We start from the raw sequence: 25,902 nt of genomic DNA, 5'->3' as shown, positions 1-25,902 counted from the left end.
TCGTGAAACGCCGAGCTTCCGACCTCCGAGCCGTCGACCTCCGAGCCACCGACCTCCGAGCCACGAGCCCCCGAGCTCCGCGCGAGGGGTCGGCCGCCCGGTCACCGTCGCGGGCGGTCGTCGTCGTCCGCGGCGGGCATCACCGCGGTCGCGCGGGGCTCGTCCTCCGGCCGCACCGCGTTCTGCAGTGCGATGGACCGGGCCAGCCGGGCGTAGCGCAGTTCCTGTTCGCGGAAGCGCACGTACGTGGAGACGGTGACAAAGGCGAAGCCCATCACCAGCGCGTAGAGCACCAGGTCTGTGCCGCGCTGTACGCCCAGCGCGTTGGCCACCACGGTGAGGTCGTCCGGGCGCAGCACGGCGTAGACCATGAACACCACGAACAGCACGAAGCCGATCTTGACCCCGGCCTTGGCCCGCGCCTTGCGCCGGTTGGCCAGGAAGAACGCCACCAGCGCGGCGCCGGCGAGCAACAGCAGTGCCTTGATCATCGCGGCAACCTCTTTCCCACGAAGCCGTCGGAGAGGATGTTGATCCCGTTGAGCAGCGACTGCCCCTTCGACATGGAGTACTCGGTGTAGAGGATGTCGACCGGCTGCTCGGCCACGCGCCACCCACGGCTGTCCATCAGTTCCACGAACTCGCTGGCGTGACTCATGCCGTTCATGCGCAGGTTGAGGTCGTCGGCGACCCGCCGGTTGAACACCCGCAGTCCGTTGTGGGCGTCCGTCAGACCGAGCCTGCGGGTGCGTGGGCTGAGCATGACGACGGTCTTGAGGACGACCCGCTTGATCAGCGGCACCTGGTCGCCCTCGCGGCGTGGGCGGCCGAAGCGGGTCCCCACCACGATGTCCACGGGCTCACAGCGCAGCCGCTCGACCATCGCGAGGACGTCCTTGACCTGGTGCTGCCCGTCGGCGTCGAAGGTGACGAAGTAACGGGCGCCGGGTTGCGCGCGGGCGTACTCGACACCGGTCTGGATGGCGGCCCCCTGCCCGAGGTTGACCGGGTGCCGGACCAGGTGTGCGCCCGCCCGGTGGATCGCCGCCGCGGAGTCGTCGGTCGAACCGTCGTCCACGGCCACGATGTTGGGGAACGTCTCGCGTGCGGTGCCGAGGACGTCCTCGATCACGGTGCCCTCGTTGAAGCAGGGGACGACCAGCCAGACGTCCCTGTTGCCGGCGGGTCCGCCCCCGGACGTGGGGGAGGGTCCTGGGAGTCGCTCACTGTCACTGCTCATCGCCGGTCGATACTATGCGATCGAACGGAAAACCCTGTGACGAGAAGGACGGCGGTTCCCCGATGGCCATCGATGTGATGCTCCCCTACTACGGGGACGTCGGCCACTTCAAGAAGGCTGTGGACAGTGTCCTCTCCCAGACCTACACCGACTTCCGTCTGGTCGTGGTGGACGACGGCTACCCGGACCCGGAGCCGGCCCGCTACATGGGGGAGATCACCGCGCGCGACGAGCGGGTGACCTACGAGAAGAACGAGACCAACCTCGGCGCCAACGGTAACTACCGCAAGTGCCTGGAGATGGTCACGGCACCGATCGTCGTGGTGATGGGCGCCGACGACGTCATGCTGCCCAACTACCTGCAGGTGGTGGCGGACGGTTTCGCGGCCGTTCCCGACGCCGCCGTGATGGAGGTCGGCGTCAGCGTCATCGACGAGCACGGTGCCCCCGTACGGCCCCTGTCCGACACCGTCAAGGCGTTCACCTCGCCCAAGGCCGACGGTCGCACGGTCCTCCACGGCGAGAAGCTCATGACCTCGCTGATGCACGGGAACTGGACCTATTTCCCGTCGCTGGCGTGGAGTTCCGAGTGGATCCGCCGCATCGGGTTCCGCGAGGGACTGGACGTGGTGCAGGACCTGGCGCTGCTGGTCGACGTGATCACCGGTGGCGGTCACATGGTCTACGACCCGACCCTGGCGTTCCTCTACCGCCGGCATTCCGCCTCCGACTCCTCGGTGCGCGCGCTCGACGGCCGCCGCTTCGACGAGGAGGCCCGCTTCTTCGCCGGTGAGGCCGACGCGTTCGCGGCCCGGGGCTGGAAGAGCGCCGAGCGGGCCGCGCGTCTGCACCTGACCTCGCGGTTCAACGCGCTGTCTCTGTTGCCGACCGCGGCCCGGGCCGGCAAGTTCGCCGAGGGCGGCAAGCGGCTGCTCGGTCACAGCTTCCGTAAGTTCTGACCCCGACGGGAATTGACCGGAGCTGGCACGAGAGGAGGCCGGGATGATCCCCGAGGCGTGGATCCCGCACCGCCGTGAGGACGGCGAACTGATCGGCTGGATCGACATGACCACCGCCGAGCCGCTGCTCGTGCCGATCGACCGGCTCGGCCGCCCGCTCGATGCGGTCGACGACTGGCACAGGGCGGAGGACGTACTCGAGGGGATCGGTCTGCGGTTCCTCATGGAGCGTTTCCTGTTCCACGAGAACGGCCGCGACACCGTGGTGCGGATCTCCCACCTCGACGAGGACCGGATCGTCTTATCGACGGCGCTCACGGACGCGATCGAGGAGGTCGGCCGCGAGATCGTCGCACCGTTCCCGGCGCCGTCGACGCTGCGCCCCGGCTGACGACGCCGGCGACACCGCGCCTCGCCCGGCCTCCGGCCCGGCCCGGTCACCGCCGCACGACCACCACTCTCGAGCCCACCTCGCGGACGTCGAACAGTGCCGGGTCCTCGAACTGCTCCGGGTGGAACCGGATCTTCTCCCGACTGTTGTTCCGGGCCAGGGGCATCTCGTTGATCGCCACCGGGACCACCCAGTTCCTCGAGCCCTCCCGATCGAACACCATCACGTCCGGGCCGCGGAACGGGCCTGAGTCCATCGCGGCGGCCAGCTCGCGGGGGGAGTCGATGGAGGCCCACTCCCGGACCTCGTCCGTCCGTGCGGTGTAGCGACCGGCCGGGGTGGCGTAGGCCTGCGCGGGTGCCTGGAAGGTGAAATACGGGCGGTAGGCGTAGACGGTCGGGACCGACGTGAGGACCACCAGGTCCGAGGGCTCCCGCCCGGGGGTCATCTCGTCGATCGCCTCCAGCACCTCCAACGGGGCCGCGGGGGCCTCGCGGGCTGCGGCGGCGAACCGCGAGTCCTCCTCCGAGACGTGCTGCACCATCTGGATCGCGGCCAGACCGGCCACCACCACGGCCACCGCGGTGACCCGGCCGCGCGAATCCGCGGGCGACGTGGCCAGCGCCCACCGGGCCAGGGCGAGCGAGCCGACCACCCCCGCGAGCGCGAGTGCCAGCGTGACTACCGGGATCAGCCGGAACGGCAGCAGCGTGGACCCGGTGACCGCCCGCAGCCCCGAGAGCGCGTACCAGCCGAACGCCGTGACGACCATCAACCCCAGGGCCTGCGCCAGCACGAGACCGCGGTCCGGTGCCGGCAGCGGCCAGCCCGGTGAGTGGGTGGCCTCGTCGTCGTCGTAGTCGTGGTCATCAGCGTGGCGACGGCTGGCTCCCCGGTCTCCGATCCGGGCGCCCAGGGACGCCGCACCGCGGTCTGCGAGCCGGCCGGCACGGTCCGGCCACACCGTCACCACCACCCACGCCAGCCCGATCAGACACAGCAGGCCGGCGGCGGACACCTCGAACATCGGCAGCGGCCAGCGGGAACCGATCTCCGGGGCGAAATCGTTGGCCACGGACGACTCGGTCTCGGCGCCACCGAGCACCGCCAGGAGGAAGCGGTGCCAGAACACCAGCGCGATCAGCATGGAGATGCCGGCCGTCGCGGCCAGGTGGGCGATCAGCGCGCCGACGACGCGGCGGTCGGCGCGGTGGCGCACTATGTCGACGACGACGACGACGACGACGAGGGCGACCAGCAACGCCGCGACACCCGCGATGAGCGTGTACGCCAGCGCGGCCCAGCCGAGGTAGACGCCGATCGTCACGACCAGCGGCCACGTGGGTCGGCCGGCCCCGGGGTCCCGCGAGCGCGCGGCGGCGCGTGCGCAGAGCAGGAAGGTCGCCACCACGACCTGCGGGAGCAGGCAGATGAGGATCCACGAGTAGGGCTCGTAGGCGTTAGTGTGCCCGCCGACGACCGCGGTGACCAGACCGAACAGCACGGCCAGCCGCGTCGGCACCAGCCAGCGCCAGGCGACAAACGCGATCGCGCCCGCGATCGCCATGGTGACGATCGCGTAGGGCTTGTAGAACTCCCATGCCTCGACCCCCGCCAGCGCGGCCAGTCGCCCGCCCACCCAGAACCACTGCGGCGGGTAGAAGGGGGCGGCATCGGCGTAGAAGGGGTCGCTCAGCGCGGGGGAGTCGGCGAAGCGGGTCACGTAGGCGACGCGGTTGAGCTGGTCGCCGCCGAGCCCGAAGAGATAGTGCGGGGTGCCGTTCAGCAGCAGCCCGAGGTGGGAGGAGGCCAGGAACGCGGGGCCCGCGGTCCCGAGGAACCACAGGGCGCGCTCGCCGGTACCGCGGCCGCTGCCTCGGCCCCGGCGCCCCCCGCGCAGCAGGAGCCAGCCGGCCAGCGCGACCAGTCCCGCGGCGACGGTGGCGCCCAGAGCCTCGGGCAACCAGCTGGGCTCCGGCAGGGACAGCGCGTCGATCGCCGTGAGGGTCAGCGCGCCGACGAGCGCGGCCACCACGAGCCCCGCCACGAGTTCGCTCCCACGCCGCAGGAGCAGCCGGGCCTCGCTCATCGGGCGGGCTCCGGGTCGAGTCGGGCGATCACCGCGAGGCCCACGACGTGCACCACCACTCCGATGCCGGGTCCGGCGAGGAGGGCGATGGCCGATCGAACGTCGAGCGGGCCGGGTACCGAGACCAGGAGGATCAGGGCGGCCAGCACCGCTACCCACCAGCCGAGGTTGTAGAGCAGATGTCGATCGAACGCCAGCGCGGCATTGCCCGTGACCATGAGCGCGGCGGTGCCCACGGAGGCCGCGGTGAGGGCGGCCAGGACCGCCCCGGGGAGCTCGAACTCGGCGCCGAACAACACGCGGATGAGCCACGGTCCCACGAGCCAGGCGGCGCCCGCGCCCACCAGGCCGACCGCGGTGACCAGGCCGAGGGGCGCGGCCAGGGCGCGCGGTCCGAGCTCGCGACGCTGCACGAAGTAGACGATGATCGCGCTCTGGAAGCTGGTCAGCGGCACGAGCAGGGGGGCGCGGGTGAGGGTGATGGCCAGGATGACCGCGCCGACCAGTGGCGCGGGGTCCGACTCGCGGACGGTGGCGGTGACGAACACGGGGAAGCCCACCACGAGCGCCGCCGTCCCCGCCGAGGCCAGCATCGCCGAGGCGGTGTTGCGCCAGAACCGTCGACGCCCCACGTCGAGCGCGCGGGCCAGCGCCTCGCGGGTGGCCGGGGAGAGCGAGACCATCAGGGCCCAGGTGAGCGTGCCCGCGACGGTGGCGAGCGCGAACCCGAGTCCGGCGTCGCCGGCCCACCACGCCAGCCCGGCCACCACCAGTCGCAGTGCGGCGTCCACGGTGAGCAACACCGCGTACAGGCCCCAGCGCTCGGACCCCGAGAGCGCCCCGGCCGTAGCGGCCTGGAGGCTGAAGCCGAGGATCCCGACCGCCATCACCGCGACGCCCACCCCGGAGAAGGTGGGCAGGCCCAGGGCGGGCCAGGCGGGAGCGCTCACCGCCACGACCGCGGCCAGCGCCAGGCCCAGCATCAGCCCGGCGGGCAGGAGTCGGACCCGGCCGCCCGTACCCGGGGCCGGGGCGTGGCCCCTCGTGTCCGGTGCCGGGGCGTGACCCAATCGCACGGTGTCCGGTGTCGGGCCCACCCGCGCCGACCGCACGGCCCGCGTGGCCTCCTGCATGAGTCCGTTGGCCACCCCGCCCAGGGCGAAGAACGCGCCCCAGTAGGTGGCGAAGAGGGGGTAGTCCGCCGGGCCCAGCGCCCGGCCGGCGACCAGCATGACCAGGTAGCCGGAGGCGGCGGCGAACACCGTCGCCAGAGTCAGGGCCCGCATCCCACCCGCGGCGCGGCGGCCGGCCGTGGGCGTCGGTTCAGCGGCGGCCGGCGTGGTCATCGGGGATGCCGAGGGTGGGTGGCAGCGGTTCCGAGAACAGCCACGCGGACCACAGGGGACGCAGGTCGACGGGGGAGTGGTCGGCGGCCATGTGCAGGAAGTCGTCGGTGGTCGCGGTGCTGCCCGAGTACTTGGTCACCCAGTCACGCAGCAGCTGGAAGAACTGCTCGTCGCCGATCGTCAGGCGAAGGGCGTGCAGGGTGAGCGCGCCGCGCTTGTAGACGCGGTCGTCGAACATGTCCTTGGGGCCGGGGTCGGCCAGGAGCAGGTCCTGGGGTGAGTTCTGCAGCTTGGAGTAGTAGCGCAGCGCGTGGCTGCCCGCGTCCGCGCCGCCGGAGAACTCGGTCCACAGCCACTCGGCGTAGCAGGCGAAGCCCTCGTGGAGCCAGATGTGCTTCCATTCGGCGGCGGTGACGGCGTTGCCGAACCACTGGTGCGCGAGTTCGTGGGCGATCAGCCGCTCGTCGTCCGTGCCCGCCTCGGCGGTGTTGCGGCCGAACGTGGACATGCCCATCGCCTCGAGGGGGATCTCCAGCTCGTCGTCGGTCACCACCACCTTGTACTCACCGAACGGGTACGGGCCGAACAGGTCGGTGAAGACCTCGATCATCTCGAGCTGCCGGGCGAACGCCACCCGGAAGTCCCGCTTGAGGTCCGCGGGCAGGTAGGCGTGGAACGGCACCGCCCCACCCGTCACCTCCAGGTGCTCGTACTGCCCCAGGTTGATCGTCACGAGGTAGGTGGAGGTGGGCTGCGGGAGGTCGAACTCCCAGGTGGTGGTGCTGCCGCTGCGCTTCTTGCCCACCAGCGAACCGGTCACGACCGCGCGGTACGGGGAGTCGGTGGTGAGCCGGATCCGGAACGGGGCCTTGGACGACGGGTGGTCGTCGCACGGGAACCAGCTGGCGGCGCCGTTGGGCTGGTTGGCCACCAGGACCCCGTCGGTCAGTTCCTCCCACCCGACCTCACCCCATGCGCCACGGATCGGGCGCGGGTTGCCCGCGTACCGGATGGTGAGCGTGAACGCGGCACCGACGGGGATCGGCTCGGCCGGGGTGACGGTGAGCTTGCCCCGCGGTCGGCTGTACCTGGCGACCCGACCGCGGTCGAGAGACACCTTGGACACGTCGAGGTGGGGGGACAGGTCGAGCTGCACCGAGTCGAGCGGTTCGGTGGCCGTGGCGGTGATGACGGCCTGGCCACGCAGGTTGTTGGAGCTCATCTTGTAGGTGAGGTCCAGTTCGTACCGGGTCACCCGGTAGCCGTGGTTCCCGGCGCTGGGCAGGTAGGGGTCGACCGGATCGGCGCGCGACGAATCGCGGGGGGCTGCGATCTTGGCGATGAGGTCCTTCTTGACTGCCTTCAATTCCATGACCTGCGCGAGTGTAGTGGACCCGGGGTGATCGGCACCGCCCCCGGCGGCCGGGCGGCAGAAACTACTTGCCAAAGTGGAAAGTAGTTGCCTATGGTCTAGTCATTTCCCGGGTGGACACTCCCGGGACCGTCACGAGGAAGGTGTCGTCATGACCACGGAGAACCGCACCACCGGCGAGCTCGATCGCGCCGAGGCCGCCCGGCTCCTCGCGGAGGTCGAGGGTCGCCCGCCGGTGAGCTCCACGCGCGACGCCCAGGTCTTCGCCTGGTTCGCCGCCGTCATCGCGGTGGTGATGGGTGCCGGGACCATCGCGATAATTTTCTCCAACTGGGCAATGGTGGCGTACGTGGTGCTGCTGTTCGCCGTGATCTTCTGGCAGCGGCGATCGATCGGCGCCAGTCACCGTGGTTCGGCCCGGACGTACCTCTGGGGGGTCGCGGGCTCCGGCGTGGTGGTCCTCGTCGTCGTCACCGGGTTGCACGTCATCCGCACCACGATCGGCCTCACCCCCTGGTGGTACCTCCTCGGTGCGGTGCTGGTGGCGGTGCCCGGACTGATCGCCGCCGCGCGCATCGCACGCCGGGGTGCCGCCCGGTGACCGGCCCGCAGGGCGATGCCCCTGCCGCGCCCGTCGCCCCCGACACCGCCGCCCCCGACGCCGCCGCACCCGCCCACGACGGTGCCGCCCCTGACGCAGGCACCCGGCCGGACGGGCACGCGCGGCACCGGCTCGACGAGGTCATCCACGCGCCGGTGAGGTTCTCCATCGTCGCCGCCCTGGCGGGGGTCGACGACGCCGAGTTCGCCACGATCCGCGACGCCGTCGAGGTGTCCGACTCGACGCTGTCCAAGCAGGTCGCGGTGCTCGAGAAGGCCGGGTACGTCAAAGTCCGCAAAGGGTACGTGGGCAAGCGACCCCGGACCTGGTTGGCGCTCAGTCGCGAGGGGCGCAGGGCCTACGGGTCACACCTGGAGGCGCTCCGCGCGATCGCCGGCGGCTGACACACGCGGGCGCCTCTGCCCTCGTGCGTCCCGCCCGGGTGCGCCCCGCTCAGCCCCGCCAGGGCGCGATCGGGTTGCCCTGCCAGCGGGTGCCCGGGGGGATACGGTCGCCGCGCATGACGAGCGACGCCGGGCCCACGGTGGAGCCGTCGCCGATCGAGGACGCCGGGAGGGTCACACAGTGGCAGCCCAGGGTGGCGCCGTCGGCCATGTCCACCCGGTCGATCTGCATGATGCGGTCGTGGAACAGGTGGGTCTGCACCACGCAGCCGCGGTTGACGGTGACGGCGTCGCCCAGGGAGACCAGGTCGGCCTCGGGGAGCCAGTAGGACTCGCACCACACACCCCGGCCGATGCGCGACCCGAGCAGCCGCAGCATGACGGTGAGGATCGGGGTGCCGGAGGCGGGGCGGGCCATCCAGGGCGCGGCGAGGAGTTCGACGAACGAGTCGGCGACCTCGTTGCGCCACACGAAGGAGGACCACAGGGGTTGTTCGCCCGCGCGGATCCTGCCCACCAGGAGCCACTTGGCCAGCACCGAGACGAACAGGGCCACGAGTCCGGCGTACGCGAGGGTGACCCCGGAGGCCAGCGCCGCGACGCCGAAGCCCCATTCCCGGTGGATCTCCTGCATCACGACCAGGACGCTGACCAGCAGCAGGAACGAGAGCCACACGGGGACCAGGCGCAGGGTCTCCCAGGCGCCGCGGGCCACCTTGAGGCGCCGGGGCGGCTGGTAGGTGCGCACATCGCTCTCGCCGTCGGTCACGGCCCTGGGCAATTTCTGCGGCGGTGAACCGAGCCACGAGGTGCCCTTCTTGGCCTTCTGCGGCGCGGAGGACAGCACGGCGACCAGCCCGCGCGCGGGGACCTTGCGGCCGGCGGACGCGATTCCGGAGTTGCCCAGGAACGCGCGTTTGCCGACCTGCGCCTGCTCCAACCGCATCCAGCCCGATCCCAGTTCGTACGGCGCGACCATCGTGTCGTCGGCGAGGAACGCCCCGTCCCGGACGGTGGTGAGCGAGGGGATGAGCAGGACGGTCGAGGCCTCCACGTCCTTGCCGATCCGCGCGCCCAGCGCCCGGAGCCACATCGGGGTGAGCATCGAGGCGTAGAGCGGGTACAGCCAGTTCCGCGAGGCGTCCATGATGCGCTCGCTGCACCAGGCCTGCCACGCGATGCGCGAGTGAACCGGGTGGAACCCCTCCTCGAGGCCCACCGAGAGCGCACGGACCGACACCAGCGTGAGCGCGGCGAACAACGCGAGCGCGAGCAGCGTCCCGGGGACCGACCACAGGGTGGTACTCAGGAACAGCTGGCCGGGGGTCGTGGCGTCCCGCGCCCCCCAGGCCACCACCGCGAGTCCGGCGGCCAGGGCGAGTAGCGGCATCGCGCCGAGGGCCACCGCCGAGAGCTGGTAGATCACGCTCCACACGCGACTGCGGGGTGCGGGTTCGGCCGGCCAGCTCGAGCCCCGCTTGCCCCGCTTGAGGGCGGGTGAGCCCGCGTAGCGCTTCCCGGCCTTGACGGTGCCCACCACGGCGGACCCGATCTCCACGTGCGCGCCGCTGCCGACCACCGCGCCGGGCAGCAGTGTGGACCGGGCTCCCACCACCGCGTTCTCGCCGATCGCCACGGCTCCGATGTGCAGGACGTCGCCGTCGATCCAGTGCCCGGCCAGGTCGACCTCGGGCTCGATGGAGGCCCCGTCGCCCACGGTCAGCAGCCCGGTGACGGGGGGCAGGGTGTGCATGTCCACGCCGTGGCCGATCGACGCGCCGAGAAGCCGCGCGAACGGTGTGAGCCAGCCGGCGCCCTCGAGGTTGGCGACGCCGGAGGCCTCGACCAGCCGTTCGGCCGCCCAGAGGCGAAGGTGGACCGAGCCGCCCCGCGGATAGGTGCCCGGGGTGACCCCGGCCATGAGGACCCGGCAGAGGAGCCCCGTCACCACCGTGCGGCCCGCGGGCAACAGCAGCAACACCGCGAGGATCCCGAGCACCCACCACGAGACCGGGCGCGCCCAGGGGATTCCCACGGAGGCGGCGACGTTGTTGGCGATCCCCAGCCAGGTGAGCCACTGCAGCCCCGTGACCGTCAGCAGCGGGAGGGTCGCCAGGACCTGCACCACCTGCGCACCGCGGCCGACCGGTCTGACGTGTCGCGGTTCCACCGTGGCCACCGGCTCGAGCTCGTCGAGGTATCCCGCGAAGTCGCCCAGGCGCGGGCGGTCGTAGATGTCCCCCACGGTGACGCCGGGGAAGCGCTCCCGGACCGCCACCACCACGTGGGCGGCGGCGAGCGAGCCCCCTCCCAGTGCGAAGAAGTCCTCGTCCACCCCGGAGACGTCGGCACCGAGGGCCGAGGACCACAGTTCGGCCACCCACGCGTCGGTGCCGTCCAGCTCGGTCTCGGCGGCCGAGGTCTGTGCGAGGGGCCACGGCAGGGCCGCGCGGTCGACCTTCCCCGAGGTGCGGGTGGGCAACTCGTCGACGAGGGTCAGCCGGGGGACCACACCCGCCGGCAGGCGGTCGCGCAGGATCCCGGCGGCGTCGGCGAGGTCGAAGCCCACGGGGTCGTCGGCCACGAGATAGGCCACCAGCACGGACTGGCCCGCGTCGGTCTTCTTGACCGCGGCGGCTCCCGCGCTCACGCCGGGCAGGGCGGACACGGCGGTGTCGACCTCACCCAGCTCGAGACGGCGTCCACCGATCTTGACCTGGTCGTCCACGCGGCCGGTGAAGTACAGGCCGTCGGCCTCGAGGCGCACGACGTCGCCGGACCGGTAGGCGCGCTCCCACCCGAGGGTCTCCATGGGCGCGTACTTCTCGGCGTCCTTGTCCGGGTCGAGGTATCGGGCCAGTCCGACGCCACCGATCACCAGCTCGCCGGACTCGCCGTAGCCGACAGGCAGTCCCGTGGCGTCGACCACGGCCAGGTCCCATCCGTCCAGCGGCAGGCCGATCGAGACCTCACCCCTGCCGTCCAGCTGCGCCGCGCACGCCACCACGGTGGCCTCGGTCGGCCCGTAGGTGTTCCAGACCTCCCGGCCGTCTCCCGCGAGTCGCGCGGCGAGCTCGGGCGGGCAGGCCTCGCCGCCGAGGATCACCAGGCGGATGTCGGCGAGCATCTCCTCCGGCCATATCGAGGCCAGGGTCGGGACGGTGGAGATCACCGTGATCCCGCGGTCGCGCAGCCACGGGCCCAGGTCGAGCCCGGACTTGACGATCGACCGGGGCGCGGGCACCAGGCACGCCCCGTGTGCCCAGGCCAACCACATCTCCTCGCAGGAGGCGTCGAACGCCACGGACAACCCCGCCAGCACCCGGTCGCCCGGGCCGAGCGGGGCGCCGGTGAGGAAGATCCGCGATTCGGCGTCCACGAACGCGGCCGCGCTGCGGTGGGTCACCGCCACACCCTTCGGCAGGCCGGTGGTGCCGGAGGTGAAGATGATCCAGCAGTCGTCGTCGACGGTGGGGGCCCGGTGTCGCGACGGGTCGGCCGGACGTCCGGGGTCGGTGACCCGCATCCCCTGGGCGGTGTAGACGGCCGCCACCTGCGCCTGCCCGAACACCAGCTCGGCGCGGTCGGCCGGATCGTCCACGTCCACGGGGACGTACGCCGCCCCGGCGGCGAGGGTCGACAGGATCGCCAGGTACAACTCGACGCCGCCGGAGGGCATGTGGATGCCCACCCGGTCGCCCGCCCCGACCCCCTGCTGCTGCATCCAGCGTGCCGAGGTGTGGATCTCCTCCCACACCTCGCGGTAGCTCAACACGCGCGCTCCGTCGTCGAGGCACGGGGCGTCCGGGTGACCCTGGGCCGCGGAGCCCAGGACGTCCAGCAATGTCCGGGGGCTCGGGGCCTGTGAGCTGCGAAGATACTGCTCAGGGATGGTGTGCACGTGCGGATGGTATCCCGGTCGGATGAACTTCCCCCCACAGCGTGGGTAGAACTGGTTCTATTGACTCATGTCAGAACCTCTCCAGGGCAAGACCGTCGTGATCGTGGGAGCGGGGCCCGGTTTCGGGCGGACCCTCGCCCTGCGGGCAGCCGAACAGGGGGCGACCGTCGTCGTGGCCGCCCGCACCGCCTCCCGGCTCGACGGGATCGTCGACGAGGTCCGTGCCGCCGGTGGCACCGCGATCGCCGCCGCGGTGGACGCCACGGAGCCCGACTCCGTGCGGGCGCTGCGGGAGACCGTCGCCCAGCACACCGACGCGGTCCACGGCCTGGTCTACAGCGCGTTCGCCGTGCCCAGCATGAAGCCGCTGGCCCAGACCGACCACGAGCAGATCTCGCGGGGGATCGACCTGTCGGTCCTCGGCGCGCTCCGCACCACCCAGGAGTTCACCCCGTTGCTCGAGGCGGGCGCGGAGACCCCGGATGCGGAGCAGATCGACGCCGCGCCCGCGAGCAGCTCCGTGGTGATGATGGCCTCGGCCGTCATCCACCATTCCCGCGAGCGCTACGCCGGCTACAAGATCGCCAAGACCGCCCTCGTCGCGCTGGGGCATTCCCTGGCCACCGAGCTCGGACCGCGTGGGATCCGCGTCAACACCGTGGCGCCCGGGTACATCTACGGCGAGACCCTCAAGGGGTACTTCGAACACCTGGCGGGCAAGTACGGCGGGACCGTGGAGGACGTCTACGCCCACACCGCCGAGAAGATGGACCTGCGCCGCCTGCCCGGCGAGCGCGAGATCGTCGACCCGGTGGTGTTCCTGCTCTCGGACGCCGCGTCGGCGATCACCGGCCAGACCCTCACCGTGGACTGCGGCGAGTTCCACACCTGAGGGCGAGTTCCACAGCTGAGTCCGCGCCCGCTCCCGCGTCCCCACCCCGAGGCGCGGTTCAGGGTCGGATTCGGGGTCCGTCCCGGATGTGGTGGACGCTGCGGGGGAGGAGACTGGAGGTCATCGGGGAGAGGTCCCCGGCCACCAATTTCCGACGACGACGAGGTGACACGTCATGACCTACCCTTCAGACTCCCAGCCCAAGCGACTGACCAGGTCCGAGGACCGCTGGATCGGGGGCGTGTGCGGCGGACTGGCCGACTACTTCGGGCTGGACCCGGTGTTGGTCCGCGTCCTGTTCGTGGCCTCGCTGCTGCTGCCCGGGCCGCAGGTGCTGCTCTACGTGATCCTGTGGTTCGTCATGCCTGACGCCCGCGCCTGAGGAGGCCATGGCAGGCTGAGCGCATGAGCACTCCAGACACCTCAGCCGCGCCCGGTCAGTACTCCTCCGTCCGCATCGAGAAGGGGGTCCGGGACCCGTTCGTCGCGCAGGTGACGCTGATCGGGCCCGGCCCCCACAACGGTATGGGGCCCGACTTCTGGGCGGAGATGCCCCGTGTGATGGCGGAACTCGACGCCGATCCGGAGGTCCGCGCCGCCGTCATCGCCGGTGAGGGCCGGAACTTCTCCTACGGGTTGGATCTGATGGCGATGATGCCGCAGTTCATGGACTTCCTGCCCCAGGACAAGACCCCGGACGCCTCTCGTAACGAGCGGATCCTGGACTTCGTGGAGAACATGCGCCGCGCCATCGACTCGGTGGCGTCGGCCAAGACCCCGACTGTCGCGGCGGTCCAGGGCCGCTGCATCGGGGGCGCCGTGGACCTGATCTCCGCGTGCGACGTCCGCCACGGTGCCGCCGATTCCTCCTACTCGATCCGCGAGGTCAAGGTGGGGATCGTGGCCGACATGGGGTCGCTCGCGCGGCTGCCCCACATCATCGGCCAGGGGCTGACCCGGGAGCTCGCCCTGACCGGACGGGACATCGACGCGGAGACCGCCCTGCGCTACGGGCTGGTCACCCACGTGGCCGAGGACGCCGCCGGCGTGTTGGACTCGGCCCACGCCACCGCCGCCGAGATCGCGGGCAACCCCCCGCTCGTCGTCCGCGGGACCCGCGAGGTGTTGAACCGCGGCATCGAGGGACAGATCTACGAGAACAACCGCTACGTGGCCACGTGGAACGCGGGCTTCCTCGCCTCCGCCGACATGATGGAGGCCATCTCGGCGACGCTGGAGAAGCGCGAGGCCAGGTTCACCGGCCGCTGAGTCCCGGCGCAGACCGCCCCGCCAGGCTCGCCCCGCCCCGCCCCGCCCCGCCTCGCCTGGCCCGGCCGGCACACCCGCCTCCTGCATCGACAAGAGCGTTCCGCGCACCCGCCTCTCGGGCGATGTGTGCGGAACGCTCTTCGCGTCGTCGTGGGACGGGATGCGGCGGGCCGGGGTCAGCCGCGGTTGGGCTCGGCCTTCTCCTCAGGATGCGTGCCATAGTTCTCGATCCCCTCGGCCACGAGCTTCTCGCCGTGGGCCTTGTCCCGCCACTCGCCGGGGGTGACGTGCTTGCCCGGCTCGAGGTCCTTGTAGTGGAGGAAGAAGTGCTCGATCGCCTTGAGCTCGTACTCCGGGACGTCGTTCACGTCCTGGATGTGCTCCCACCGCGGGTCCAGGGCCGGCACGCACAGCAGCTTGTCGTCGCCGCCGGCCTCGTCCGACATCGTGTAGACGCCCACGACGCGGGAGTTGACGATCACGCCGGGGTACACCGACTCGTCGAGCAGGACCAGCGCGTCGCACGGGTCGCCGTCGTCGGCCAGGGTGTGGTCGATGTAGCCGTAGTCGGCCGGGTAGCCCATCGAGGTGAACAGGAACCGGTCGAGGTAGATCTTCCCGGTCTCGTGGTGGATCTCGTACTTGTTGCGCGAGCCCTTGGGGATCTCGATGGTCACTTCGACGGACACTGGCGTACCTCGCTGATCGGCGTTCTCGGGACCCCGGACGCGCGCCCGGGAATTCGCGTCGAGTGTAGTAGGCCGGTTCGGCACCGGGGGCGCTCGTCGTCAGGTCGCCCGCTAGCGTGGGTGGTTGATGGCCGCTGCCCGGTCGGGTGCGGGGTGAGTCCGGGAGGGTGGGGGTCGGTGACCGAACGGCGCGTGTGGCGGGGGCGGGGCCCGGCGTGGCGGATCGGGGTCGTCCTCGTCACCGTCGCGCTGCTGGTGGCGGGCCTCGTGGTGGCGGCACTCCTCACCGATGTCGAGGGGGAGCTGCGTGCCGGCCGGGACGTGTCCGCGTCCGCCTCGCCCCCGCCGTCGCCCGGACTCGTGGCCGCCGGTGACGACGCACCGACGCCCGACCCGGCCGCCCTCGACGGCATCCTGGGGCCGCTGGCCTCGTCGCCCGCGGTCGGGGACCTCACCGCGAGCGTGGTGGACGACGCCACCGGGCAGGTTTTGTGGGAGCGCCGCCCACGCGACGCCAGGGTCCCGGCCTCCACCGTCAAGCTGCTCACGGCCGTCGCCGCGCTCAGCCGACTGCCCGCCGACGCCCGCGTCGACACCGTCCTGGCGCGCGGCACCCGGCCCGACACCCTCGTGGTGATCCCGGGTGGCGACCCCACCATGTCCGGCTCCGCCGAACCCGGCCCGCTCTTCCCCGGCGCAGCCACGATCGCGCAGGCCGCGGGGGTCGTGCGCACGGCCGGCCAGACCCCCGCGCGCATCGTGGTGGCCCCGGGTCCGTACACCGGCCCGCGCCTCGGCCCCGGGTGGTCCCCGGTCGACATCGCGGCGGGGAACATCGCCCCGGTCCAGGCGTGGATGCTCGACGCCGGTCGGCTGGACCCGGCGGACGAGTACTCGCCCCGCACCTCCGAGCCCACGCTGGCGGCCGGCCGGGCACTGGCCCGTGAGCTGGGCGTGGACCCCGCCGAGGTGCAGGTCTCGGAGGAGCCGGTGGAGACGACGGAGGAGTTCGGTCGCGTGTCCTCCGCGCCGCTCACCGAGCGGGTGCGGTCGATGCTCGTCCACTCGGACAACGTGCTGGCGGAGGCGATCTGCCGGGAGGTGGCGCTCGACCGGAACCCGGACCAGGCGGTCGGGTTCACGGCCGGGACCACCGCCGTGGTGGACACCCTCGCCGAGCGGGGTCTCGACATGTCCGGGGTCCGACTCGACGACTGCTCGGGCATGAGCGCCGGCAACCGGCTCTCGGCGGCCGCCCTGACCGACGTCCTGCGCACCGCCGCCGCCCCCGACGCGACCAGGGAGTTGCGCGACCTGCTCGACGCCCTGCCCGTCGCGGCGGGGTCGGGGACGCTCGCGGACCGCTTCGACGGCCCGTCGGCGGCGGGTGCGGGGTGGGTGCGTGCCAAGACCGGCACCCTGAGGGGGACCAGCGCGCTGGCCGGGACCGTGACCAGCGCCGACGGCCGCACGATGAGCTTCGCGTTGCTGGCCTCCGGCACCGACCCGACCGTCGCTCGCCCGGTCCTCGACCGGATCGCCGCCGAGCTGCGCAGCTGTGGCTGCCGCTAGCGGATCGGACCGGGCCCAGGCCCGGTCCGCCGGCGCCCAGTCCACCGGCGCTCCACCCACCAGTGCCCGGTGGACCGGCCCGGCGTGGACGGTCCGCGCGGCCGTGCGGGCGTTCCGCCGCACCCATCCCGAGGTGGGCGACGAGGTGTGCGTGGCGCTGTCCGGGGGTGCGGACTCGCTCGCCCTCACCGCGGCCGCGGTGACCGAGTTCGCGGACGTGACCGCCCTGGTCGTGGACCACGGCCTGCAGACCGGATCCGACGAGGTCGCCCGGAGTGCATGCCAGGCGGCGCAGCGACTGGGTGCGAGGTCGCGGGCCCTCGTCGTCGTCGTCGACCCGGACGGTTCCGGCCCCGAGGCCGCCGCGCGCACCGCGCGGTACGCCGCGCTCGACGCCTCGCGCGAGGGACGACCCGTCCTCCTGGCCCACACCCTCGACGACCAGGCCGAGACCGTCCTGCTGGGCCTCGGCCGCGGTTCGGGCGCGCGGTCCCTGCGCGGGATGGCCGCCTGGGACGCGCCGTGGGGCCGCCCGCTGCTCGGTGTGCGCGCGACCGACACCCGCGCCGCCTGCCGTGCACTGGGCCTGGACTGGTGGGACGATCCGCACAACGTCGACCCGGCCTTCACCCGGGTGCGGCTGCGCCGCGAGGTGCTCCCCCTCCTCGAGGACGTCCTGGGGGGCGGGGTGGCGGAGGGGTTGGCGCGGACCGCGGAGCTGCTCCGGACCGACGACGACGAGCTGGACCGTCTCGCCGCCGCCGTGCCCGTCTCCGGAGACGGCGGACTGGACGTCTCCGTCCTCGAACCGTTGCCGACCGCCGTACTGACCCGGGTCCTGCGGCGATGGCTGCTGGCCCACGGCTGCGCCTCGCCCACGTACGCGCACCTGTCGTCGGTGGCCGCCCTCGTCACCGACTGGCACGGGCAGGGGGGAGTGGCGGTCGGGGGCACGGGCCCGGACGGGTCGGGTGTGTCGGCGGGCCGGGGCAGGTTGGTCGCTCGGCGACGGCATGGAAAGGTGGTCCTCGAGATCGACCGGGCGAGTGGAGCGGGGACGTAGATGAGCACGGACAAGTACGCCGACGAGATCGAGTCGGTGCTCATCGACACCGATGTGATCCGCGACCGGATCGCCGAGATGGGCGCGACGATCGGGGAGCGCTACCGGGACTCCGAACAGGAGGTCGTGCTGGTCGCCGTGCTCAAGGGCGCGGCGATCTTCGTCTCCGACTTCGCCCGGGCGCTGACCATCCCCTCCGAGCTGGAGTTCATGGCGGTCAGTTCCTACGGCTCCTCCACCAGCTCCTCGGGAGTGGTGCGGATCCTCAAGGACCTCGACCGCGACATCGCGGACCGCGACGTGATCATCGTGGAGGACATCATCGACTCGGGCCTGACCCTGTCGTGGCTGATGCGCAACCTCCGCACCCGCAATCCGCGCTCGCTGGAGATCGTCACCCTGCTGCGCAAGCCCGACGCGGTCAAGGCCGACCTGGACATCCTGGAGATCGGGTTCGACATCCCCAACGAGTTCGTGGTGGGGTACGGCCTGGACTTCGCCGAGCGGTACCGCGACCTGCCGTACATCGGCCGGCTGCACCCGCGCATGTACTCCTGACCGACGCTGTTGGACACATGTCTGGCAATTTCGTGATCCAGGTCACGCGAGGCGGTTAGCCTGGCGACATGTTCCCGGGAACCTTCGCCGCCACCACGCCCGACAAGCCCGCCGTGATCCGCCCCGCGACGGGCGAGCAGATCACCTACGCCGAGCTCGAGGCCAGGTCGGCCCAGCTCGCGCACGTCCTGACCGACGACTGGGGGCTTCGGCCCGGCGACACCATCGCCGTGGTCTCGGACAACACCCTCGAGATGGTCGAGATCTACTGGGGGGCACTGCGGGTCGGGCTCTACATCGCCGCCATCAACCATCACCTGACGGCCGACGAGTCCTCCTACATCATCGGGGACTGCGGTGCCCGCGCCCTCTTCGTCTCCGCTCCCGTGGCCGACCACGTCGACCTGTCCCCGGACGCGCACCCCGACGTCGAGCACCGGGTGGTGTTCGGCGGGACGCTCGACGGGTTCGCGGACTACCGAGAACTGCTGGCCGACAAGCCCACTGATCCGCCCGCCGACCAGCCCCGCGGCCACGACTTCCTCTACTCCTCCGGCACCACCGGACGGCCCAAGGGCGTGCGCGTGGACCCGCCGGAGGGGCAGATCGACGAGGTCCCCGACGTCTACACCCCGGTGTTCAGCTTCCTCTACGCGTTCGACGCCGACAGCGTGTATCTGTGCCCCGCGCCGCTGTACCACGCGGCCCCGCTGCGGTTCTGCGGCGTGGTCAACTCCGTCGGCGGGACCGTGATCCTCATGGACCGCTTCGACGCCGAGGAGTCACTGCGCCTCATCGAGGAGTACCGCGTGACCCACTCGCAGTGGGTGCCGACGATGTTCGTGCGCATGCTCAAGCTGCCGGAAGAGACGCGGATGCGTTACGACGTGTCCAGCATGACCCACGCGATCCACGCCGCCGCCCCGTGCCCGCCCGAGGTCAAGCGCCGGATGATCGAGTGGTGGGGCTCGGTGATCCACGAGTACTACTCGGCCACCGAGGGCATGGGGATCACGTTCATCAACTCGCAGGAGGCGCTCGAACGCCCCGGATCGGTGGGCCGCGACGGGCTCAAGGGCATCGCGCACATCTGCGACGAGGAGGGCCGCGAGCTGCCCATCGGCGAGATCGGCACCATCTATTGGCAGCAGGACGAGGGCACCTTCGCCTACCACGGCGATCCGGACAAGACCGCGTCCGTCTTCCACCCCGAGCACCCCAACTGGTCCACCTTCGGCGACGTGGGTTACCTGGACTCCGACCGCTTCCTCTACCTCACCGACCGCAAGGCGTTCACCATCATCTCCGGCGGCGTGAACATCTACCCGCAGGAGATCGAGAACGCACTCGCGCTGCACCCGGCGGTCGAGGACGTCGCGGTGATCGGGATCCCGGACGAGGAGATGGGGGAGAAGGTCCACGCCGTGGTGGTGCCCGCTCCCGACCGCGCCGACGACCCCGACCTGGGCGAGGAGATCCTCGGATCGCTCCGCGGCCACATCTCGGACTTCAAGATCCCGCGGGCGGTGGACTTCGTCGACGAGCTACCCCGCACGCCCACCGGGAAACTGGTCAAGCGCCGGATCCTCGACCGCTACACGAGCGGAACCGTCGCCTGAGGCGCCGATGGACCTGACCGGCGAGTTCGAACGCGAGCGACCGAGACTCACCCGGATCGCCGCGCGAGTCCTCGGTGATCCGGCCGAGGCCGAGGACGCGGTCCAACAGGCGTGGCTGCGGCTGGCGAGGACCGACGCCGCCGCCGTCGACAACCTGCAGGGATGGCTCACCACCGTGGTCACCAGAGTGTGTCTGGACCGTCTCAAGGCCGCGGTGCCGGTGCCCGTGCCCGGGGACGCGCCCGATCGTCCGGGTGCCGATCCCGACCCCGCCGAGGAGGTGGCCCTCGCCGAGTCGGTGGGGTCGGCGCTGCACCTGGTGCTCGACCGGCTGTCCCCCGCCGAGCGGGTGGCGCTGGTCCTCCACGACTCGTTCGCCGTCGACTTCGCCACCATCGCCGGGATCCTGGACTGCACCCCGGCCGCCGCCCGCAAGCACGCCTCCAGGGCCCGGTCCAAGGTGGCGGCGCCGCCGGGCGGTCAGGGAACGGCGGACTGGGACGTGGTCGACGCCTTCCTCGCCGCGGCCCGGGACGGCGAGTTCTCCCGTCTGCTCGGGCTCCTCGCGCCGGACGTGGTGGTGGCCGGTGACCCGGTCGCCGTGGGCCTGGGGACCCCCGCGCGCATCGAGGGGCGCGACGCGGTGGCGGAGTTCTTCAACGGCGCCGCGGCCGCGGCGCTGCCGGTGTTCGTCCACGGCCGACCCGGAGCGGCGTGGTTCGACCGCGGAGTCGCCCGAGTGGCGTTCGACTTCCGCGTGTCGGGTGGACTGGTCACGCGCATCGACTTCCGCGCCCAGCCGGAGGCACTGGAGACGATCAACCGCCGGCGGGGCGGCGACCTGCGTTGACGTCCGCCGGGGAGGCGCCGCCTCTCCGGCCTCGGGTGGGTCACATCTCCGGCCCGCCGCTCGTCATCATGGTGAGGAGCGCACACCGCGCTACCCGGACACGGGAGGAACGCCCCCATGAAGACCATGACCTGCAGAGATCTCGGAGGTCCCTGCGACCTCGCCCACTCCGGTGAGACCGCCGACGACGTGATCAACGCCCAGGACGCCCATCTGAAGAAACTCGTCAAGGCGGGGGACGAGGCACACGGGCCCGCGCGGAAGGAGATGAAGGGGCGGTGGATGCGGCCCCGGCAGGCGCTCGGGTGGTACAACGACGTCAAGAAGCGCTTCGCCGAGCTGCCGGAGGACTGACCCGGAGGACTGACCCGCAGGACTGACCCGGGTGGCCCGCCCGTCGCCGTCCCGCCCGCGTCAGGCCCCGGCCCCCTCGATCTCGGCGGCCAGCGAGAGCAGGGTCGGCTCCGAACCGGGCCGCCCGACGAGTTGCACCGAGGTCGGCATGTCCCGGCCGGCCGGGGACACGGTGCGACCGCACGGGACGGACACCGCGGGCCACCCGAGCACGTTGGCCAGAGGGGTGAACGGGGAGAACCTCATCGAGGCCCACAGCGAGCGTCCCCACGACCGCCGGTGCCAGTCGGTCGCCTCGGGTGGCAGGTCGGCCAGGGCCGGGGTGAGCCACACGTCCACGCCGGCGGTGTCCATCGTGCGCTCGACCTCAGTGCGCAGCGCCTCGGTCGCCCGGTTCCACCGGGTGTCCCCGTCGCCCGCCCCGCCGTTCCGGAACGCGGTGCGGCCCAACAGGGCGTGGTGTCGGGTGCGGCGCTCCATCGCGGAGAGCGGGAGGTTCTCGTCCTCCGCGGCGCGGGCCACCGCGGACGTCCACCGCGCCAGATAGAGCACCGGGTCGCGAGGTGACGGCAGCGTGGTGTCGACGACGACGAGGTCCCGGGCCCGGAGCAGATCGGCAGCCTCCCGGGCCGCGCGCGTCCACGGCTCCCGGACGCGGACCAGATCCCGGCCCAGCCGGATCGGGCTCATCACGGACAAGCCCACGCGCGTCCCGCCGGGCACGGCTCCGACGGAGGCGAGCTCCGGTCGCCCCGCCATCACGGACAGTGCCAGTGCCACGTCCCCGACGGTCCGGGCCAGGGGCCCCGACTCCGCGAGGCCGCCCCAGTTGTCGCCGGCCAGTCGGGTGGGGACGACCCCCGGTCCGGGCTTGATGGTGACGATCCCGCAGGCGGCCGCGGGGATCCGTAGGGAACCCATCCCGTCGTCCCCCACCGCGAGCGGGACCATGCCGGCGGCGACCGCCGCGGCCGACCCGCCCGAGGACCCGCCCGCGGACAGGTTCTCGTCGAGGGGGTTGCGGGTGATGCCGTGCTCCTCGGAATCCGTCATCCCCCACGCGCACAGCTGGGGCGCGGCGGTGATGCCCACCGGGACCGCGCCGGCCGCCAGCAGGGGAGCGATCGCCGGGTTGTCGAGGGTCACGGTGCTCTTGACGGCCAGGGGGACCCCGGCCAGGGGCAGTCCCGACCGTCCGGCCGCGTCCCGGGCGTCCACCGCCGCCGCGGCCGCACGGCCGTCAGTCCCGAGGAGAGTGGTGAAGGCACGGAGTGCCGGATCCAGGTGCGCGATCCGGTCCAGGGCGGCGTCGAGCGCCCCCGTCGCGGTGTCGGCGCCGGACCGCACCGCCTCTGCGGTCCGGGACGCGGGCGGGGTGGGGGTGATCACGAGCCCGATGGTACGGGGCGCGTACGACACGATCGCCTGTCCGCCCACGGCGATCAGCACGGTCGGCTGTCGTGCCCCGCAGGTAGCCTGGGGCGATAGGCGACGAGGTCGGTCGCATCACGAGGTCCGCCGACCGGCGGGTCCGTCCTTCGCACTCGAGGACCGAATGGAACGTAAGAGCAACACCGTTTTCCGCAACGTGGCGATCGCGGGCGTCATCATCCTGGCGATCGTCGGTTTCTCGTTCTTCGCGAACGACGAGCGGGGGTACACGGAGGTCGACACCTCGGTGGCCCTCGCGCAGATCGACGCCGGGAACGTCAGGGAGGCGACGATCGAGGACCGCGAGCAGCAGCTGCGGCTCACGCTCGAGTCGGCGATCACCCCTGAGGAGGGTGCGGACGAGACCGACCAGCTGCTCGCCAAGTACCCGGAGCGGGCGGCGGCCCAGATCTTCGACCGGATCGCCGCCGCGGAGCCGGAGAAGTACGACACCACCGTCACCCAGCAGGGCTTCCTCACCCAGATGCTGTCGTTCCTGCTGCCCATGCTCATCCTCTTCGGGCTCCTGTTCTACTTCATGACGCGCATGCAGGGCGGCAAGGGCGGCCTGTTCGGCGTCGGCAAGTCGCGGGCCGTCGAGTTCACCAAGGACATGCCGCAGACCACGTTCGCCGACGTCGCCGGTGAGGACGAGGCCGTGGAGGAGCTCAACGAGATCAAGGACTTCCTCCAGAACCCGGCGCGGTACGAGCGCCTGGGCGCCAAGATCCCCCGCGGCGTCCTCCTCTACGGGCCACCCGGAACGGGCAAGACCCTGCTGGCGCGGGCGGTGGCCGGCGAGGCAGGGGTGCCGTTCTTCTCGATCTCGGGCTCGGACTTCGTGGAGATGTTCGTGGGCGTGGGCGCCTCGCGTGTCCGCGACCTGTTCGAGAAGGCCAAGCAGAACGCGCCCTGCATCGTGTTCGTCGACGAGATCGACGCCGTCGGTCGGCACCGCGGCTCCGGGACGGGTGGCGGCCACGACGAACGCGAGCAGACCCTCAACCAGCTCCTCGTGGAGATGGACGGGTTCAGCGACCGTGAGACGGTCATCATGATCGCGGCGACCAACCGTCCCGACGTGCTCGATCCGGCCCTGCTGCGGCCCGGTCGGTTCGACCGCCAGGTGCCGGTGACCAACCCGGACCTGCGCGGTCGCGAGTCCATCCTCGCCGTCCACTCGGTGGGCAAGCCCCTGGCCGCCGACGTGGACATGCGGTCGCTGGCCCGGCGCACGATCGGCATGTCCGGCGCGGACCTGGCCAACGTGCTCAACGAGGGCGCGCTGCTGGCCGCCCGGATGGGCCGGGACGAGATCTCGATCGACATCCTCGAGGAGGCCACCGACCGGGTCGTGGGCGGACCACGCCGCAAGCACCGCGTGATCAGCGAGCACGAGAAGAAGGTCACCGCCTACCACGAGTCCGGTCACGCGCTCGCGGCGTGGGCGATGGAGGACCTGGAGCCGGTCCACAAGGTCACGATCCTCGCTCGCGGCCGCACCGGGGGGCACGCACTGGTCGTCCCGGAGGACGACAAGTCCCTCATGACCCGCGCGGACATGATCGCGCGGATCGTCATGGCCATGGGCGGCCGCGCAGCCGAGGAGTACGTCTTCGGCGAACCGACCTCCGGCGCCAGCTCGGACATCGAGCAGGCCACCAGGATCGCCCGCACGATGGTCGCCGAGTACGGCATGAGTTCCAGGCTCGGGGCGGTCAGGTACGGCGGCGAGGGCGGGGACCCGTTCCTCGGACGCGGCGGCGCCGGGGGCTCCGAGTACTCCCCGGAGGTGGCCAAGGCAATCGACGACGAGGTCCGCCGGATCATCGACGCCGCGCACACCGAGGCGTGGAAGGTCCTCGAGGAGAACCGGGAGATCCTCGACTCCGTGGCAGGGGAACTGCTCGAGAAGGAGACGCTCCGGCAGGAGGATCTCCAACGGCTGTTCGCGGACGTGGTCAAGCGTCCGAGGATCACCGAGTTCGACGACTTCTCCGGTCGTGTCCCGTCGACCCGGCCGCCCATCAAGACACCGGGTGAGCTGGCGAAGGAACGCGGCGAGCCGTGGCCGCCACCGACGAGCGACCCGTTCTCGATGCCCGTCCTCCCGGCGAGCCGAGAGCAAGGTGGCACCGGGCAGGACGCGGGCCGGGACCCGGGCGACCGGACCGATCGCGAGCGTGAGTCGGTTCCGGCGGGCGCGTCGTCCTCCGGGATCCCGGCGTACGGCACGCCACCGCCCCCCGGCTGGTCGGCGCCCGGGTGGCCCCCGCGGGCGTCGGCGCCGGGTCCGGGCCGGGCACCGGACCCGGGACGGGGCGGCGGCCAGGGACCCGGCGTGGACCGTCCCCTGGACAGGACGTATGGTCCGAGCGAGTCCGAGACCACCCGTCTCCCTGCCGCCCCCGCCGACCCCGAGACCACGGTCGAGGAGCCCGGCAGCCCGGGGGACCGGGACGCCACGCCGTCCGATCGGTCGACCCGGGCGTGGTCGGCGGTCGACGGTGACGGGCGTCGGAGCGGGTCGCGGCGACGCGAGGACAAGGAACCCGGGTGGCGTGCCCCGTGGGAACGTGACGACTGACCTCCCGGTCGGTGTCGTGCGAGAAGAGGACTGATGACAACCCCTGACCACATCCCCGCGGCCGACGCCCGGTCGAGGTCCACCGACCGCGTGTTCGACGCCGAACGCGCCGAGGCCGCGGTCCGGGAACTCCTGATCGCCGTGGGTGAGGACCCGGAGCGCGAGGGACTCCTGGACACCCCTGCCCGCGTCGCCCGCGCCTACCGGGAGGTGTTCGCGGGGCTGTACACCGACCCCGCGGACGTGTTGTCCAAGACCTTCGACGAGGATCACCGCGAACTGGTGCTGGTGCGCGACATCCCCATCTACTCGACCTGCGAGCACCACCTGGTGCCGTTCCACGGGGTGGCCCACATCGGATACATCCCGGGGCGATCCGGTGCCGTGACCGGGCTGAGCAAGCTCGCGCGACTCGTGGACCTCTACGCCAAGCGCCCTCAGGTCCAGGAACGCCTGACCGGCCAGGTCGCCGACGCCCTGGTGGACAGGCTCCAGCCCACCGGCGTCCTCGTGGTGATCGAGTGCGAACACCTGTGCATGAGCATGCGGGGGATCCGCAAAGCCGGTTCCGTGACCACCACCTCCGCGGTCCGGGGCAGCATGCGGTCCAACGCCTCCACCAGGGCGGAGGCCCTCGGCCTCCTCCGGGGTACGTGAGCCACCCGGCCGCCCCGCCGCGCCCGTCCGTACTGCCGCGCCCGGGCCGCTGCGCGGT

General features: G+C 72.0%; 23 protein-coding genes. 15 read left to right on the top strand and 8 right to left on the bottom strand.

Going from position 1 to position 25,902, the window contains the following annotated elements; genetic code table 11:
* Positions 1-101: 101 nt before the first annotated feature.
* Both ABD250_RS06085 and ABD250_RS06080 read right to left on the bottom strand, forming a co-directional pair.
* Positions 102-491 (bottom strand): DUF2304 domain-containing protein, encoded by a 390-nt coding sequence (locus tag ABD250_RS06085; RefSeq protein ID WP_182659256.1) that lies wholly within the window; start codon positions 489-491, stop codon positions 102-104.
* A complete protein-coding gene (locus ABD250_RS06080; RefSeq protein WP_241730776.1) occupies positions 488-1,240 on the bottom strand; it encodes a glycosyltransferase family 2 protein in 753 nt (250 codons plus the stop codon). The genes ABD250_RS06085 and ABD250_RS06080 overlap by 4 nt, the downstream gene beginning before the upstream one ends.
* A gap of 62 nt (positions 1,241-1,302) precedes the next feature.
* Here ABD250_RS06080 and ABD250_RS06075 point away from each other — a divergent pair, with 62 nt between their 5' ends.
* Together ABD250_RS06075 and ABD250_RS06070 are read left to right on the top strand one after the other, a co-directional pair.
* The gene (locus tag ABD250_RS06075; protein WP_182644801.1) at positions 1,303-2,199 is read left to right on the top strand and encodes a glycosyltransferase family 2 protein; all 897 of its coding nucleotides are present in this window, start codon (positions 1,303-1,305) and stop codon (positions 2,197-2,199) included.
* Positions 2,200-2,242: 43 nt separating this feature from the next.
* A complete protein-coding gene (locus tag ABD250_RS06070; RefSeq protein ID WP_182659255.1) occupies positions 2,243-2,590 on the top strand; it encodes a hypothetical protein in 348 nt (115 codons plus the stop codon).
* 46 nt (positions 2,591-2,636) lie between these two features.
* Here ABD250_RS06070 and ABD250_RS06065 read toward each other — a convergent pair whose 3' ends face one another.
* From ABD250_RS06065 to ABD250_RS06055, 3 genes are read right to left on the bottom strand one after another with little or no spacing between them, the layout of a single operon-like run.
* The gene (locus ABD250_RS06065; RefSeq protein WP_344391248.1) at positions 2,637-4,679 is read right to left on the bottom strand and encodes an arabinofuranosyltransferase; all 2,043 of its coding nucleotides are present in this window, start codon (positions 4,677-4,679) and stop codon (positions 2,637-2,639) included.
* Complete coding sequence (locus ABD250_RS06060; protein ID WP_344391245.1) at positions 4,676-6,025, bottom strand: polysaccharide biosynthesis protein; 1,350 nt, start codon at positions 6,023-6,025, stop codon at positions 4,676-4,678. Before ABD250_RS06060 ends, ABD250_RS06065 begins: the two co-directional genes overlap by 4 nt.
* On the bottom strand, positions 6,003-7,391 hold the full coding sequence (locus ABD250_RS06055) for a M1 family metallopeptidase (RefSeq protein ID WP_182658844.1): 1,389 nt from the start codon (positions 7,389-7,391) through the stop codon (positions 6,003-6,005). Before ABD250_RS06055 ends, ABD250_RS06060 begins: the two co-directional genes overlap by 23 nt.
* 157 nt (positions 7,392-7,548) lie before the next feature.
* On the opposite strand from ABD250_RS06055, the gene ABD250_RS06050 reads away from it, so the two are divergent.
* Both ABD250_RS06050 and ABD250_RS06045 read left to right on the top strand, forming a co-directional pair.
* Positions 7,549-7,998, top strand: coding sequence for a hypothetical protein (locus ABD250_RS06050; RefSeq protein WP_182658843.1), 450 nt, complete (start codon positions 7,549-7,551; stop codon positions 7,996-7,998).
* A complete protein-coding gene (locus tag ABD250_RS06045; RefSeq protein WP_344391243.1) occupies positions 7,995-8,402 on the top strand; it encodes a winged helix-turn-helix domain-containing protein in 408 nt (135 codons plus the stop codon). The genes ABD250_RS06050 and ABD250_RS06045 overlap by 4 nt, the downstream gene beginning before the upstream one ends.
* A 49-nt stretch (positions 8,403-8,451) precedes the next feature.
* Here the strand turns inward: ABD250_RS06045 and ABD250_RS06040 are convergent, their stop codons facing one another.
* Positions 8,452-12,303 carry a Pls/PosA family non-ribosomal peptide synthetase gene (locus ABD250_RS06040; protein ID WP_182617501.1) on the bottom strand — a complete coding sequence of 1,284 codons (3,852 nt, stop codon included), beginning with the start codon at positions 12,301-12,303 and terminating at the stop codon, positions 8,452-8,454.
* Between the two features lie 67 nt (positions 12,304-12,370).
* On the opposite strand from ABD250_RS06040, the gene ABD250_RS06035 reads away from it, so the two are divergent.
* The 3 genes from ABD250_RS06035 to ABD250_RS06025 all read left to right on the top strand — a co-directional run bounded on the left by ABD250_RS06035 (position 12,371) and on the right by ABD250_RS06025 (position 14,464).
* On the top strand, positions 12,371-13,195 hold the full coding sequence (locus ABD250_RS06035; protein ID WP_182658177.1) for an SDR family oxidoreductase: 825 nt from the start codon (positions 12,371-12,373) through the stop codon (positions 13,193-13,195).
* A 175-nt stretch (positions 13,196-13,370) separates the two neighbouring features.
* Positions 13,371-13,577, top strand: a complete 207-nt coding sequence (locus ABD250_RS06030) for a PspC domain-containing protein (RefSeq protein ID WP_182644919.1) — start codon at positions 13,371-13,373, stop codon at positions 13,575-13,577.
* A gap of 23 nt (positions 13,578-13,600) precedes the next feature.
* Positions 13,601-14,464: a crotonase/enoyl-CoA hydratase family protein gene (locus ABD250_RS06025; RefSeq protein ID WP_179524464.1), complete on the top strand. Its 864-nt coding sequence runs from the start codon at positions 13,601-13,603 to the stop codon at positions 14,462-14,464.
* A 176-nt stretch (positions 14,465-14,640) separates the two neighbouring features.
* Here the strand turns inward: ABD250_RS06025 and ABD250_RS06020 are convergent, their stop codons facing one another.
* Positions 14,641-15,153 carry an inorganic diphosphatase gene (locus tag ABD250_RS06020; protein WP_179524465.1) on the bottom strand — a complete coding sequence of 171 codons (513 nt, stop codon included), beginning with the start codon at positions 15,151-15,153 and terminating at the stop codon, positions 14,641-14,643.
* Positions 15,154-15,330: 177 nt separating this feature from the next.
* On the opposite strand from ABD250_RS06020, the gene dacB reads away from it, so the two are divergent.
* From dacB to ABD250_RS05990, 6 genes are all read left to right on the top strand, one after another.
* Positions 15,331-16,725: a D-alanyl-D-alanine carboxypeptidase/D-alanyl-D-alanine endopeptidase gene (gene dacB, locus ABD250_RS06015; RefSeq protein ID WP_344391234.1), complete on the top strand. Its 1,395-nt coding sequence runs from the start codon at positions 15,331-15,333 to the stop codon at positions 16,723-16,725.
* Positions 16,712-17,788 carry a tRNA lysidine(34) synthetase TilS gene (gene tilS / locus ABD250_RS06010; RefSeq protein WP_425551868.1) on the top strand — a complete coding sequence of 359 codons (1,077 nt, stop codon included), beginning with the start codon at positions 16,712-16,714 and terminating at the stop codon, positions 17,786-17,788. Before dacB ends, tilS begins: the two co-directional genes overlap by 14 nt.
* Complete coding sequence (hpt, locus tag ABD250_RS06005; RefSeq protein WP_182610652.1) at positions 17,789-18,346, top strand: hypoxanthine phosphoribosyltransferase; 558 nt, start codon at positions 17,789-17,791, stop codon at positions 18,344-18,346.
* A 68-nt stretch (positions 18,347-18,414) separates the two neighbouring features.
* The gene (locus ABD250_RS06000; RefSeq protein ID WP_182659415.1) at positions 18,415-19,965 is read left to right on the top strand and encodes an acyl-CoA synthetase; all 1,551 of its coding nucleotides are present in this window, start codon (positions 18,415-18,417) and stop codon (positions 19,963-19,965) included.
* Positions 19,966-19,972: 7 nt separating this feature from the next.
* On the top strand, positions 19,973-20,815 hold the full coding sequence (locus tag ABD250_RS05995; protein WP_344391231.1) for a sigma-70 family RNA polymerase sigma factor: 843 nt from the start codon (positions 19,973-19,975) through the stop codon (positions 20,813-20,815).
* A 117-nt stretch (positions 20,816-20,932) separates the two neighbouring features.
* A complete protein-coding gene (locus tag ABD250_RS05990; RefSeq protein ID WP_344391229.1) occupies positions 20,933-21,169 on the top strand; it encodes a DUF1059 domain-containing protein in 237 nt (78 codons plus the stop codon).
* Positions 21,170-21,229: 60 nt separating this feature from the next.
* Here ABD250_RS05990 and ABD250_RS05985 read toward each other — a convergent pair whose 3' ends face one another.
* Positions 21,230-22,558: an amidase gene (locus ABD250_RS05985; protein WP_344391227.1), complete on the bottom strand. Its 1,329-nt coding sequence runs from the start codon at positions 22,556-22,558 to the stop codon at positions 21,230-21,232.
* 166 nt (positions 22,559-22,724) lie between these two features.
* Between ABD250_RS05985 and ftsH the strand changes: the two genes are divergently transcribed.
* Together ftsH and folE are read left to right on the top strand one after the other, a co-directional pair.
* Positions 22,725-25,187, top strand: a complete 2,463-nt coding sequence (gene ftsH, locus ABD250_RS05980; RefSeq protein ID WP_344391225.1) for an ATP-dependent zinc metalloprotease FtsH — start codon at positions 22,725-22,727, stop codon at positions 25,185-25,187.
* A gap of 33 nt (positions 25,188-25,220) precedes the next feature.
* Positions 25,221-25,844, top strand: a complete 624-nt coding sequence (gene folE, locus ABD250_RS05975) for a GTP cyclohydrolase I FolE (RefSeq protein ID WP_179524473.1) — start codon at positions 25,221-25,223, stop codon at positions 25,842-25,844.
* Positions 25,845-25,902 lie beyond the last annotated feature (58 nt).

The sequence above is a fragment of the Dietzia cercidiphylli genome, assembly GCF_039531545.1.
Classification (GTDB): Bacteria; Actinomycetota; Actinomycetes; order Mycobacteriales; family Mycobacteriaceae; genus Dietzia; species Dietzia natronolimnaea.
The sequence above is the reverse complement of the archived record's forward strand: the minus strand, read 5'-3'. Positions and strand labels throughout refer to the sequence as shown.

What these genes read in the sequence shown, in the direction of transcription:
- ABD250_RS06050 (WP_182658843.1), top strand. Translation starts at nt 7,549, where the DNA reads ATGACCACGGAGAACCGCACCACCGGCGAGCTCGATCGCGCCGAGGCC.
- ABD250_RS06025 (WP_179524464.1), top strand. Translation starts at nt 13,601, where the DNA reads ATGAGCACTCCAGACACCTCAGCCGCGCCCGGTCAGTACTCCTCCGTC.
- ABD250_RS06080 (WP_241730776.1), bottom strand. Translation starts at nt 1,240, where the DNA reads ATGAGCAGTGACAGTGAGCGACTCCCAGGACCCTCCCCCACGTCCGGG.
- ABD250_RS06075 (WP_182644801.1), top strand. Translation starts at nt 1,303, where the DNA reads ATGGCCATCGATGTGATGCTCCCCTACTACGGGGACGTCGGCCACTTC.
- ABD250_RS06000 (WP_182659415.1), top strand. Translation starts at nt 18,415, where the DNA reads ATGTTCCCGGGAACCTTCGCCGCCACCACGCCCGACAAGCCCGCCGTG.
- ABD250_RS06030 (WP_182644919.1), top strand. Translation starts at nt 13,371, where the DNA reads ATGACCTACCCTTCAGACTCCCAGCCCAAGCGACTGACCAGGTCCGAG.
- folE (WP_179524473.1), top strand. Translation starts at nt 25,221, where the DNA reads ATGACAACCCCTGACCACATCCCCGCGGCCGACGCCCGGTCGAGGTCC.
- ABD250_RS05995 (WP_344391231.1), top strand. Translation starts at nt 19,973, where the DNA reads ATGGACCTGACCGGCGAGTTCGAACGCGAGCGACCGAGACTCACCCGG.
- ABD250_RS06070 (WP_182659255.1), top strand. Translation starts at nt 2,243, where the DNA reads ATGATCCCCGAGGCGTGGATCCCGCACCGCCGTGAGGACGGCGAACTG.
- ABD250_RS06035 (WP_182658177.1), top strand. Translation starts at nt 12,371, where the DNA reads ATGTCAGAACCTCTCCAGGGCAAGACCGTCGTGATCGTGGGAGCGGGG.
- hpt (WP_182610652.1), top strand. Translation starts at nt 17,789, where the DNA reads ATGAGCACGGACAAGTACGCCGACGAGATCGAGTCGGTGCTCATCGAC.
- ABD250_RS06060 (WP_344391245.1), bottom strand. Translation starts at nt 6,025, where the DNA reads ATGACCACGCCGGCCGCCGCTGAACCGACGCCCACGGCCGGCCGCCGC.
- ABD250_RS05990 (WP_344391229.1), top strand. Translation starts at nt 20,933, where the DNA reads ATGAAGACCATGACCTGCAGAGATCTCGGAGGTCCCTGCGACCTCGCC.
- ABD250_RS06085 (WP_182659256.1), bottom strand. Translation starts at nt 491, where the DNA reads ATGATCAAGGCACTGCTGTTGCTCGCCGGCGCCGCGCTGGTGGCGTTC.
- ABD250_RS06065 (WP_344391248.1), bottom strand. Translation starts at nt 4,679, where the DNA reads ATGAGCGAGGCCCGGCTGCTCCTGCGGCGTGGGAGCGAACTCGTGGCG.
- ftsH (WP_344391225.1), top strand. Translation starts at nt 22,725, where the DNA reads ATGGAACGTAAGAGCAACACCGTTTTCCGCAACGTGGCGATCGCGGGC.